This is a genomic window from Streptomyces sp. MnatMP-M17 (assembly GCF_900091995.1).
Taxonomy (GTDB): Bacteria; Actinomycetota; Actinomycetes; order Streptomycetales; family Streptomycetaceae; genus Streptomyces.
Genome location: NZ_FMDK01000004.1, coordinates 1 through 12,182, shown reverse-complemented (window position 1 = coordinate 12,182; position 12,182 = coordinate 1). Strand labels below are relative to the sequence as shown.

At 69.1% G+C, this 12,182-nt stretch carries 11 protein-coding genes and 1 riboswitch; of the genes, 8 read left to right on the top strand and 3 right to left on the bottom strand.

What is annotated here, in order from left to right:
* The 6 genes from GA0115259_RS00170 to GA0115259_RS00145 all read left to right on the top strand — a co-directional run.
* On the top strand, positions 1-720 hold a 720-nt coding region (locus tag GA0115259_RS00170; protein ID WP_093588986.1), incomplete at its 5' end, for a DUF881 domain-containing protein.
* Between the two features lie 148 nt (positions 721-868).
* The gene (locus tag GA0115259_RS00165; RefSeq protein WP_237539645.1) at positions 869-1,690 is read left to right on the top strand and encodes an FHA domain-containing protein; all 822 of its coding nucleotides are present in this window, start codon (positions 869-871) and stop codon (positions 1,688-1,690) included.
* 27 nt (positions 1,691-1,717) lie between these two features.
* Entirely contained in the window at positions 1,718-2,458 is a 741-nt protein-coding gene (locus GA0115259_RS00160) for a transcriptional regulator FtsR (protein ID WP_093588984.1), read from the top strand.
* Positions 2,459-2,511: 53 nt separating this feature from the next.
* The gene (locus GA0115259_RS00155; protein WP_006123076.1) at positions 2,512-2,985 is read left to right on the top strand and encodes a bifunctional nuclease family protein; all 474 of its coding nucleotides are present in this window, start codon (positions 2,512-2,514) and stop codon (positions 2,983-2,985) included.
* Positions 2,986-3,167: 182 nt separating this feature from the next.
* Complete coding sequence (locus GA0115259_RS00150) at positions 3,168-3,737, top strand: MerR family transcriptional regulator (protein ID WP_093588982.1); 570 nt, start codon at positions 3,168-3,170, stop codon at positions 3,735-3,737.
* Between the two features lie 96 nt (positions 3,738-3,833).
* Entirely contained in the window at positions 3,834-5,264 is a 1,431-nt protein-coding gene (locus GA0115259_RS00145) for a DNA polymerase IV (RefSeq protein WP_093588980.1), read from the top strand.
* Here the strand turns inward: GA0115259_RS00145 and GA0115259_RS00140 are convergent.
* Complete coding sequence (locus GA0115259_RS00140; RefSeq protein WP_176732376.1) at positions 5,252-5,656, bottom strand: PRC-barrel domain-containing protein; 405 nt, start codon at positions 5,654-5,656, stop codon at positions 5,252-5,254. The two genes, GA0115259_RS00145 and GA0115259_RS00140, sit on opposite strands and share 13 nt — an antisense overlap.
* Positions 5,657-5,767: 111 nt before the next feature.
* Positions 5,768-5,864, top strand: a riboswitch (glycine riboswitch).
* A gap of 176 nt (positions 5,865-6,040) precedes the next feature.
* Between GA0115259_RS00140 and gcvP the strand changes: the two genes are divergently transcribed.
* Positions 6,041-8,926, top strand: a complete 2,886-nt coding sequence (gene gcvP, locus GA0115259_RS00135) for an aminomethyl-transferring glycine dehydrogenase (protein WP_093588976.1) — start codon at positions 6,041-6,043, stop codon at positions 8,924-8,926.
* Between the two features lie 135 nt (positions 8,927-9,061).
* Here the strand turns inward: gcvP and GA0115259_RS00130 are convergent, their stop codons facing one another.
* Positions 9,062-9,268 (bottom strand): DUF5999 family protein, encoded by a 207-nt coding sequence (locus GA0115259_RS00130; protein ID WP_066949957.1) that lies wholly within the window; start codon positions 9,266-9,268, stop codon positions 9,062-9,064.
* Between the two features lie 337 nt (positions 9,269-9,605).
* Complete coding sequence (locus GA0115259_RS00125) at positions 9,606-10,214, bottom strand: hypothetical protein (RefSeq protein ID WP_093588974.1); 609 nt, start codon at positions 10,212-10,214, stop codon at positions 9,606-9,608.
* A gap of 503 nt (positions 10,215-10,717) precedes the next feature.
* Here GA0115259_RS00125 and GA0115259_RS00120 point away from each other — a divergent pair.
* Positions 10,718-12,182 (top strand): glutamate-cysteine ligase family protein (locus GA0115259_RS00120; RefSeq protein WP_107469120.1); only part of this gene is annotated, 1,465 nt, incomplete at its 3' end.

The window sequence follows — 12,182 nt, the reverse complement described above, 5'->3', positions numbered from 1 at the left end:
CTCCCCGGGCGCCGGCGGTTGGCGGCGGGCCTGTGGCCGCCGCGGGTCACGAGGGCCCAACTCGTCGTCGCCCTCCTGCTGTTCGTGCTCGGGCTCGGACTCGCCATCCAGGTCAGATCGAACAACGACGACAGCGCGCTGCGCGGCGCCCGCCAGGAGGACCTGGTGCGCATCCTGGACGAGCTGGACGACCGTACCCAGCGGCTGGAGGACGAGAAGCAGCGGCTGGACGACCAGCGCACCGAGCTGGAGAACAGCTCGGACCAGGCCGAGGAGGCCCGTAAGCAGACGCTGGAGAAGGAGCAGCAGCTCGGCATCCTGGCCGGCACGGCCGCTGCCCAGGGGCCCGGGATCACGCTGACGATCAGCGATCCGAGCGGCACGGTCGAGCCGGACATGCTGCTCGACGCGATCCAGGAGCTGCGGGCGGCCGGCGCGGAGGCCATCCAGGTGGACGGTGTGCGCGTGGTCGCGGATACATACTTCTCGGGTACGGGTGGTGACGTCCAGGTGGACGGCCGGCCGGTCACGGCCCCGTACGAGTTCAAGGTCATCGGCAAGCCGCAGGATCTGGAGCCCGCCCTCAACATTCCCGGCGGTGTGGTCCAGACCCTGGAGAAGGAGCAGGCCACGGCCACGGTGACACGGGCTGAGAAGATCGTTGTGGACGCCTTGCGACCGGCGAAGCGGCCTGACTACGCTCGGTCGTCGTCGGGGTGACCCGATGGTGCATGGCGGCTGTCGGACGCGGGCATGAGCTTGCGGGGGGTCGGCGCACGATCAGCGTGGTGTGTGGTGGAAACTGTCCGGTGGATACGGACGTTGTCAAGATGTCCGGGTCGGCAGGTGTGTTCATTCAGGGTTCGTCCTGCCCCACGGGCGGGTCTGTTTCGGTCAAGGGGAATCGCCCGTGAAGTTGTTTGGGAAGTTGTTCGGCAAGAGCGCACGCGAGGACGGCGGCGGTTCGGCCCGCCATCGCGCGTCGCGTCATGGTCAGAGCGAGGAGCAGAGCGGCGAGCGCCCGCTCTTCCGCGACCAGGTGGGCGGCGAGCCCACCGGCGCGTCGTCTGTTGACCCCGCAGGTCCCGGCCGCATAGGTTTCGGGCAATCATCTGCCCCGGCGGGGCAGTCGCGGCAGGAGGGTCCCACGATGGCGGGCTTGCCGGTCTGTACGAGGTGCGGACACCAGAACGCGGAATCGAGCCGGTTCTGCTCCAATTGCGGTGCGCCGCTGCGGGGCGGAGTGCCCGCCGAGCGCGCCTCGGAGACGACGTCCACGATCTCCATCTCGGGTCTTGAGGCGTACGACTCGGAAGTCACCGGCCAGACCTCGCTCCCGTCGCTCACACCTGAGGCGCAGGCGGCCGTCGACGCGCTGCCGCTGGGCTCGGCGCTCCTGGTGGTGCGCCGCGGTCCGAATTCGGGCAGCCGCTTCCTGCTGGACAGCGAGCTGACGACGGCCGGCCGTCATCCGCAGAGCGACATCTTCCTTGACGACGTGACCGTGTCACGCCGCCATGTGGAGTTCCGCAGAGGTGCGGACGGCCGCTTCACCGTCTCGGACGTGGGCAGCCTGAACGGTACGTACGTCAATCGTGAGCGGATCGATTCGGTCCTGCTGGCGAACGGCGACGAAGTCCAGATCGGCAAGTACCGGCTGGTCTTCTACGCGAGCCAGCGGGGCGTGTGACCCGCGTGTGACCCTCAGGGAAGGTCCATGCCGCGAACACCGACGGGCGGTGCCGGACACGGCACCGCCCCCATGGGCGACCCGCTTATGAGTATCGGCGTGGTGCTCAGCCGGCTCCGGGAGGAATTTCCCGAGGTCTCCATCTCCAAGATCCGTTTTCTGGAGGCGGAAGGGCTAGTCGAGCCGCGCAGAACTCCCTCCGGCTACCGGAAGTTCAGTCCCGAGGACGTCGAGCGGCTGGCCCGGATCCTGCGGATGCAGCGGGACCACTACCTTCCGTTGAAGGTCATCCGGGAGCAGCTGGACGCCCGTGGCCGTGGTGAGTACGGAGGAGCTCCCGGGCCGCAGCGGCAGCCGTCGGCGGGCCTTTTCGGCGAGCCGGAGCCCGAGCGGCCGACGGCGGCCCGCATCGGCCGTGAGGAGCTGCTGGCCGCCGCGGAGGTGGGCGAGAGCAGGCTTGAGGAGTGGGAGGCGTACGGCCTCATCACTCCGATGCCGGACGGCGCGTACGACGCCGAGTCGGTCACCGTCGCGAGACTTGTCTCGGATCTGGGGAGATTCGGTCTGGAGCCAAGGCATCTTCGGGCCATGAAAGCCGCCGCGGAGCGTGAGGCGGGACTGGTCGAGCAGGTGGTGGCGCCGCTGCGCCGGCACCGTAATCCGCAGACCAGAGCCCATGCCGAGGCCACCACGAAGGAGCTGGCGGCGCTCTCGGTCCGGCTGCACGCGGCCCTGGTCCGGACGGCTCTCGGGGTCCGGCAGCACTGATCGCGAGGGAGCCCGACTACCCAAACCTGCCGGGCACGTCCTAGGGTTACTGTGTGAACGAGCTCGACGTTGTGGGTGTCCGGGTGGAAATGCCCTCCAACCAACCGATCGTGCTCCTGCGTGAAGTGGGAGGCGACCGGTACCTCCCCATTTGGATCGGACCCGGGGAGGCGACCGCCATTGCCTTCGCCCAGCAGGGCATGGCCCCGGCGAGACCGCTGACCCACGATCTCTTCAAGGATGTCCTTGAGGCGGTGGGCCAGGAGCTGACCGAGGTCCGGATCACGGACCTGCGTGAAGGCGTCTTCTACGCGGAGCTGGTCTTCGCCAGCGGTGTCGAGGTGAGCGCCAGGCCGTCCGACGCCATAGCGCTGGCGCTGCGCACGGGTACGCCGATCTACGGCAGTGACGGGGTGCTGGACGACGCCGGTATCGCTATCCCGGACGAGCAGGAGGACGAGGTGGAGAAGTTCCGCGAGTTCCTCGACCAGATCTCGCCGGAGGACTTCGGAACCAACAGTCAGTAGTGGCCGCCGGTGAGCGCCGCACTGGGCTCCGTCAGCACATTCGGTCAGCCTTTCCCCGAAACGGGGCACGGGAAACCACTCTCAGGGTGATTATCACTCGGCGTGGCGAGTGTGGCGATCGTTGACGCACCCCGGGTGACTGCCTACCTTCGACAAGGCAGGTCTAGGACGGAGGGGTCGGCGTGAGAAGCAGCGGCGACAGTACGGCGGCGGGCGGTCCGTATCCGCTTCACGGCAGTGCGGCCGACCCCGGTGCGGAGACGGTCGGATACCGCGGCCCGACCGCGTGCGCGGCGGCCGGGATCACCTACCGCCAGTTGGACTACTGGGCCCGTACGGGGCTGGTCGAGCCCAGTGTCCGGCCGGCATACGGATCGGGCACACAGCGGCTGTACAGCTTCCGCGATGTGGTCGTCCTCAAGATCGTGAAGCGGTTCCTGGACACCGGTGTCGCCCTGCAGAACATCAGGGCGGCCGTCCAGCACCTCAGGGACCGCGGTTTCCAGGATCTGGACCGGATGACGCTCATGAGCGACGGCGCGACCGTCCATGAGTGCTCCTCTCCCGACGAGGTCGTGCGGCTGCTCCAGGGCGGCCAGGGCGTCTTCGGGATCGCCGTCGGCGTGGTGTGGCGGGATGTCCAGGCCGCGCTGTCGCAGCTCCACGGCGAGCGGATCGACACCGGCGAGACGCTGGTCGGTCACAACCCGGCGGACGAGCTGGCGCGTCGGCGCCGGGACAGGGCCGTCTGACGTCGACCGGGCCGTCCGAGGCCGAGGCCGGAAGCCGTCGGGTCCGAGGCCGGAATCTCCGGCCGATTGTCAGTGGTGTGAGGCAGCATCGGTGGTGTGAGATCCGCGCCGACGATCCTGCATCTGGACATGGATGCCTTCTTCGCCGCCGCCGAGCAGGCGGCGAAGCCGAGTCTGCGCGGAAAACCGGTGGTGGTGGGCGGTCTGGGCCCGCGCGGAGTGGTCTCGACCGCCTCGTACGAGGCACGGCGGTTCGGGGTGCATTCGGCGATGCCGATGGGCCAGGCGAGACGGCTGGCGCCGAACGCGGCGTATCTGGTGCCGCGGTTCTCGCTCTACCGCACGGTCAGCGAGCAGGTCATGGAGCTGCTGGGCAGGCTCTCGCCGCTGGTGGAGCCGCTGAGCCTGGACGAGGCCTTCGTGGATCTGGAGGCCGGCGGATCGGCCCATGACACGGCCTCGGCGCTCGCGGCCGGTGAGCGGCTGCGCAGGGACATCAGGGTGGTCACCGGGCTCACCGGCTCGGTGGGGCTCGCCGGATCCAAGATGTTGGCGAAGATCGGCTCGGAGCAGGCCAAACCCGACGGACTGGTCCTTATCGAGCCCGGTACGGAGCGCGAGTTGCTCGGGCCGATGCCGGTGCGGACGCTGCCCGGAGTAGGGCCCGCGACCGGTGAGCATCTGCGCCGGGCCGGGATGACCACCGTCGCCGAGCTGGCCGAGGCGGGCGAGGACGAGCTCGTACGGCTGCTGGGGAAGGCGCACGGCGCCTCGCTGTACCGGATGGCGCTCGGGCACGACGACCGGCCGGTGGTGTCCGAGCGCGAGACCAAGTCCGTGTCGGTCGAGGACACCTTTGACGTCGATCTGCACGACCGCGTACGGGTGCGTGTGGAGGTGGAGCGGCTCGCGGACCGGTGTGTGCAGCGGCTGCGGGCGGCCGGGCACTCCGGGCGGACGGTCGTGCTCAAGGTCCGGCGGTACGACTTCTCGACGCTGACCCGTTCGGAGACGCTGCGCGGGCCGACGGACGATCCCGGTGTGGTGCGGGAGGCCGCGGGACGGCTGCTGGAGTCGGTGGACACGACGGGCGGAGTGCGGCTGCTGGGAGTGGGCGTGACGGGCCTCGCGGACTTCACGCAGGAGGATCTCTTCGCGCAGGCCGCGGCGGCCGAGCAGCCCGCTCCGGCCGTACCCGCCGCCACGTCCGCCGCCTCGAATGAGCCGACAGAGGACGCGCCCTCATCGCTGGTGGAGGACGGGAGTGCCTTGGCCCGGGAGCCGGAGGCGCCGGCCGAGCGGCGCTTTCCGGCCGGACATGATGTGCGCCATGCCGAGTACGGCGCGGGCTGGGTGCAGGGCAGCGGACTGCGGCGCGTGACCGTACGGTTCGAGGAGCCGGGATCCGCGCCGGGACGGGTGAGGACGTTCTGGACCGACGATCCCGAGCTGGTGCTCTCCGAGCCACTGCCTCTGGTGCCGCTGCCTCTGGTGCCGGAACCGCCGGATTCCGCTCAGTCGTCCTGACCCGCCAGTCGGCCGAAGTCGCGTTGGGAGTCACGGTCGGACAGGGACGCGGGCCGATCCGGTGGCTCCGGATCCGGCTCGGGCAGGGCGAGACCGTAGTGGTGGTAGAGCTGGAGCTCCTGCTCCGGGGAGAGATGGCGGCCGACACCGAAGTCGGGCGCGTCCTTGATCAGCGCGCGCTCGAAGGGCACCTGGAGCGCGTCGTTCACCAGCGTGCTGGGCGCCAGCGGGACAAAGGCGTCACGGCTGAAGAGCCCGGTGCGGACCGCCGCCCACTCCGGTACGCCGGTGGCGTCATCCAGATACACCTCGTCCACCGTGCCGAGCCTGTGGCCACTGCGGTCGAACGCCTTGCGGCCTATCAGACTGCGCGGATCGATATCGGTCTCCACGGTCCCTCCAACTGGTCGCACCTGCTCGTAACACTACAAAAGTGCAGAAACTGGGCGTCGGCCACTCGAAAGTCGTACGGAAGGCCTCGCTGGTAGTCTGGCCGTGGCTGCTGACCCCGTGCGGGAGAGTCCTCCGGAGAACCGCCGGAGGCGCCGAAGGAGCAAATCCTCCCCGGAATCTCTCAGGCCCCCGTACCGCGCGGACGAGGTCACTCTGGAAAGCAGGGCGGGCGTCGGACGGCATCCGCTCTCACCGACGGTGAAAGCCGGTGCGCCGCAGGCGGGCCGGTGAAGCTCTCAGGTTGAGATGACAGAGGGGGAGGCCGTCCGGGCACCCGCGTCCTGGTGCCCCTCGTAGGTCGTGTCGGACCAGGAGGCCTCCCGATGACCGCCCACCGCATTCCGCTCGCGCAGCTTGAGCGAGGAACCCCCTTCGAACAGCGCCACATAGGGCCCGACGCCGGCGCGCAGGCGAAGATGCTGGCGCAGGTCGGCTACGGCTCGCTCGACGAGCTGACCGCCGCCGCGGTGCCCGACGCGATCAAGAGCGCGGAGGCCCTCGACCTTCCCGGCGCGCGCACCGAGGCCGAGGTCCTCGCCGAACTGCGCACGCTCGCCTCGCGCAACGACGTAGTGGCGCCGATGATCGGGCTCGGCTACTACGGCACGTTCACACCGCCGGTGATCCTGCGCAATGTGATGGAGAACCCGGCCTGGTACACCGCGTACACGCCGTACCAGCCGGAGATCTCCCAGGGACGTCTGGAGGCGCTGCTGAACTTTCAGACCGTCGTCGCCGATCTGACCGGTCTGCCGACCTCCGGTGCCTCCCTGCTGGACGAGGGCACGGCCGCGGCCGAGGCGATGGCGCTCGCCCGCCGTGTCGGCAAGGTCAAGGGCGGTGTCTTCCTGGTGGACGCCGACGCCCTGCCCCAGACCGTCGCCGTGATCCGGACCCGCGCCGAGCCGACCGGTGTCGAGGTCGTGGTCGCCGATCTGAGCGAGGGCATCCCGGCCGAGGTGGCCGAGCGCGGTGTCTTCGGTGTGCTGCTCCAGTACCCGGGCGCCTCCGGTGCCGTACGGGACATCAGGCCCGTCGTCGAGCAGGCGCACGGGCTCGGCGCGGTCGTCACCGTGGCCGCCGATCTGCTCGCGCTCACCCTGCTCACCTCGCCCGGTGAGCTGGGCGCGGACATCGCGGTCGGTACCACCCAGCGCTTCGGTGTTCCGATGGGCTTCGGCGGACCGCACGCCGGATTCATGGCCGTACGCGAGAAGTTCGCACGCAGCCTGCCGGGCCGGCTCGTCGGAGTCTCGGTGGACGCCGACGGGAACAAGGCGTACCGGCTGGCGCTCCAGACCCGCGAGCAGCACATCCGCCGCGAGAAGGCCACCAGCAATATCTGCACCGCCCAGGTGCTGCTCGCCGTCATGGCGGGCATGTACGCGGTCTACCACGGCCCGGAAGGGCTGCGCGGCATCGCCCGGCGCACCCACCGGTACGCGACGCTCCTCGCCGAGGGCCTGCACGCGGGCGGCGTCGAGATCGTGCACGGCGCGTACTTCGACACGCTCACCGCCCGGGTGCCCGGCCGGGCCGCCGAGGTGGTCGCCGCCGCCCGCGAGGACGGTGTCAACCTTCATCTCGTCGACGCCGACCACATCTCCCTGGCCTGCGACGAGACCACCGGCCGCACCCAACTGACCGCCGTATGGACCGCGTTCGGTGTCGAGGGCGACCTCGACGCGCTGGACGCGACGACGGAGGACGCCCTGCCCGGGACGCTGCTGCGCAGCGACGACTATCTGACGCATCCCGTCTTCCACCAGTACCGCTCGGAGACGGCGATGCTGCGCTATCTGCGCAGGCTCGCCGACCGCGACTACGCGCTCGACCGCGGCATGATCCCGCTCGGCTCCTGCACCATGAAGCTGAACGCGACCACCGAGATGGAGCCGGTCACCTGGCCCGAGTTCGGCGCGCTGCATCCTTTCGCGCCCGCCGAGCAGGCCCAGGGCTATCTGACGCTGATCCGGGAGCTGGAGGAGCGGCTCGCCGAGATCACCGGCTATGACGCGGTGTCCCTCCAGCCCAACGCCGGTTCGCAGGGCGAGCTGGCCGGGCTGCTGGCCGTACGGGCCTACCACCGGGCCAACGGCGACACACAGCGCACCGTCTGTCTGATCCCGTCCTCCGCGCACGGCACCAACGCCGCGAGCGCGGTGATGGCCGGGATGAAGGTCGTCGTCGTCAAGACGCGTGAGGACGGCGACGTCGATGTCGAGGATCTGCGTGCCAAGATCGCCCAGCACGGACCGGAACTGGCCGTTCTGATGGTCACCTACCCGTCCACGCACGGTGTGTTCGAGGAGCACATCGGTGACATCTGCGCGGCCGTGCACGACGCGGGCGGCCAGGTGTATGTGGACGGCGCGAACCTCAACGCGCTGGTGGGACTGGCCAAGCCGGGCAGGTTCGGCTCCGACGTCTCCCATCTCAATCTGCACAAGACTTTCTGCATCCCGCACGGCGGCGGCGGTCCCGGCGTCGGTCCCGTGGGCGTACGGGCGCATCTCGCGCCGTATCTGCCCAACCATCCGCTCCAGCCGGCGGCCGGGCCCGCCACGGGCGTCGGGCCGGTCTCCGCGGCTCCCTGGGGCTCGGCCGGCATTCTGCCGATCTCCTGGGCGTATGTACGGCTGATGGGCGGCGAGGGACTCAAGCGCGCGACGCAGGTCGCCGTGCTGGCCGCCAACTACATCGCCAAGCGGCTGGAGCCCCACTACCCGGTCCTCTACACCGGTCCCAACGGGCTGGTGGCCCATGAGTGCATCATCGATCTGCGTCCGCTCTCCAAGACCACCGGTGTCAGCGTCGACGACATCGCGAAGCGGCTGATCGACTACGGCTTCCACGCGCCGACGATGTCCTTCCCGGTGGCGGGGACGCTGATGATCGAGCCCACCGAGAGCGAGGACCTGACCGAGATCGACCGCTTCTGCGAGGCGATGATCGCGATTCGCCGGGAGATCGACAAGGTCGCGTCGGGCGAGTGGTCCGCGGACGACAATCCGCTGCGCAACGCGCCGCACACGGCGGCGGCGCTGGGCGGTGAGTGGGAGCACCCGTACAGCCGTGACGAGGCGGTCTTCCCGGGCGGTGTCTCCGCCGCGGACAAGTACTGGCCGCCGGTCCGCCGTATCGACGGCGCGTACGGCGACCGCAATCTGGTCTGCTCCTGCCCGCCGGTGGACGCGTACGACCACTGACGGCCCTGCGGCCGTACGTACTGACGGCCCTGCGGCCGTACGTCGGTCAGGTCATGTCATACGTCGGGGCCGGTGCGGAGGAGGTTCTCCGGGCCGGCCCCACACATCGTGGCGGCCCGAGGCCGCCCGGCGGCATCAGGCCGCCGTCACTACCTGCTCGGTCCGCAGCGGCCGGTGCGGTGCGATGATCTGCCCGTCCGGCAGCAGTTCACCGGTGTCCTCGAAGAGCAGGACGCCATTGCACAGCAGACTCCAGCCCTGCTCCGGGTGGTGTGCCATCAGTCGTGCGGCGTCGCGGGCGGCGGAGTCGGCTGTCGGGCAGGCTGGTTGGTGCTGGCACATGGGCGAGTTCTTTCGCTGTGTCGTGGTGAGTGTCCTGCGGCTCGATGTGGTCATGGCCGCCCCCCGTATCTGTTTGGTCCAGTCCTAGTGTTGCCCTACAGATGGCAATCCGCAGGGATTTCGCGGCAGCTCTTCCTTCTGCTTAAGGACGCGTCACCCGGCCGGACGGTTCAGTTCAACTGGACTGTCCTTTCGGGTGGTTCAGGGTGACCTGAGATGACTACTCCGCATGGGCAAAAGAGTGCCCCGCGACCGAAGGGCCGCGGGGCACAAAGGAAGGCGCGGAGAGGAAGGCGCGGAGAACGTACGGAAAGTCCGCTGAAACGCTGTAGGCGCTTCAGGCCGGAGTGCGCAGCAATGGAGCGGGAGCGAGTCGCAGTCCGATCATCGGCAGCAACTCCGCCACCCGGTGCGGACGGTGGGCGGCGATGCCCGGCGGAGCCGGTGCGAGAGGGACCAGGATGTCGGTCGGCGCGGGTGCGCCGGTGGAGGCGTCCGCCTCCGTGTCGCCGTGCAGCCAGAGCGTGAGCATGTACAGCTCGGGGACCGACAGCAGCCTCGGCTGGTAGGCGGTCCCCAGTGTCTCCGCCTGGCGGAGCGCACGCTCCGTGGCGGTGATGTACGGGCCTTCGAAGAAACGCGAGAAGGCCCAGCCGTCCGCGGTGAGCATGGTGTCGGCGGCGGCCACGGCGCGGTCGCCGCTGTGGATCAGGAACCGCCAGCCCGCCAGTCTGGTCTGCGGTGTGCGGCCCTCGGCGGTGCCGTTGCGGCTTGCCGGGGCGACATGACTGAGCACATGGACGGGAAGCGGCAGTTCGGGGCTCAGCGGTCCCTGGACGGACTGGAGAGCGGGAGTGCGGGCATCGCGCACGGCGGTAGGGGAACCGAGTGCCGCGAGAACGCTGCGCAGCGCGGGCGCGGGAGCCGGGGGAACATGCAGCGGCATGGTGGGTTGCCTCTCACTTCTGGAGACAGGGTGATGCGTGAGGTGGAGCGCGGGCAGGTGCGGACGTCACTGTCAGCAATCAGGTCAGAGGTCGGCACATGGTCGGGACGTGACCGGACACCGGCTCTCTGCCTGGTGAGCGAAGTTTATACGACGCGTGTTCACAGCATGTTTCTGCTAGCTCTCACGGATATTGCGGACAAGATATATTCCGGTCCATCTTCCTGCGGACTTTCTGTTGATAAACAGTGAAGGCAGGCGTCTGGCCTGGGATTATTCACCCGGCGGGGTCGGCCGAAACTCGCCACCGTTTTCCGCGGCCCATCGGACGGTGCAAACGGAACCCCACCGCCATGCCATAGGAATGTGCCGAACGACACTTGTGGGCACTCTACCGGTCGCCGGGCGCGCGTGGGGCGTTACGGATCACCCAGTCTGGGCATTATCGATCGTGACGCGAGCGGCCGACGCCGCGGGCTGCCCACTCGAGGAGGGACGCTTCGATGGGGGAGAAGGTCGACCCGGACGGCTCCGACCTGTCCGATCGGCGGAAATACCGCAGGAAGCTCCAGCAGTGCCTGGCGGTGCTGGGGCGGCTCCTGGCGGAGGAGAGGTTCGACCGGCCCAAGAATCTCATGGGCCTTGAGATCGAGCTGAATCTGGCGGGCTCCGACGGGATGCCCCGGATGATGAATGCGGAGGTGCTCTCCCGTATCGCGAGTCATGATTTCCAGACCGAACTCGGAATGTTCAATCTGGAAGTAAATGTAGCGCCGCACCGGCTCTCAGGAAGAGTTCTCGATCAGCTTGCCGAGGAACTGCGCGCCGGTCTCGGATATGCCCACCGGAAAGCGAGTGAAGTCGACGCGGGCATCGTGATGATCGGCATTCTTCCGACTCTCGGCCGGCATGATGTGGTCTCCGCGAATCTCTCGGACGTCCACCGCTACACCTTGCTCAACGATCAGATGGTGGCGGCCCGGGGTGAGGATTTCACCCTGGACATCGAGGGCGTCGAGCGGCTCACATGCACCTCGTCGTCCATCGCTCCCGAAGCCGCCTGTACCTCCGTGCAGTTGCACCTTCAGGTCACGCCCGACCGGTTCGCCGATGTGTGGAACGCGGCGCAGGCGATGGCGTCCGTGCAGGTGGCACTGGGTGCCAACGCACCGTTCTTGTTCGGCAGGGAGCTGTGGCGGGAGTCCAGACCGCCGCTGTTCGAGCAGGCCACCGACACCCGGCCGCCGGAGCTGAAGGCACAGGGAGTGCGGCCCAGGACCTGGTTCGGCGAGCGCTGGATCGAGTCCGCGTACGACCTGTTCGAGGAGAATCTGCGCTACTTCCCGCCTCTCCTGCCGATCTGCGACGACGAGGACCCGCTGCGGGTGCTCGACGAGGGTGGTGTGCCGGAGCTCCAGGAACTGGCGCTGCACAACGGCACGGTCTACCGCTGGAACCGTCCGGTGTACGAAGTCGCCGGCGGCGCACCGCATCTGCGCGTGGAGAACCGGGTACTGCCGGCCGGTCCCACCGTCACCGATGTGATCGCCAACGCCGCCTTCTACTACGGACTGGTGCGCGCGCTCGCCGAGGACGCCCGGCCGGTGTGGAGCAGACTGCCCTTCACCGAGGCCGCCGCGAACTTCGACGCCGCCTGCCGCCATGGCATCGACGCCGAGCTGCGCTGGCCGCGCCCGGGACGGGCGGCCGGGATCACCACTGTGCCGGTGGTCAAGCTCGTACGCGACGAACTGCTGCCGCTCGCCGCGGCGGGGCTCGACGCGTGGCAGATCGAGCCCGCGGACCGGGACTTCTATCTCGGCGTCATCGAAGGGCGGTGCAACCGGCGGATGAACGGCGCCTCGTGGCAGGTGGAGACCTTCCACCAGGCGCTGGAGTCCGGGCTGGAGCGGGACGCCGCGCTCGCGGCCACCACCCGCCGCTACGCCGAGCTGATGCATCTGGGAG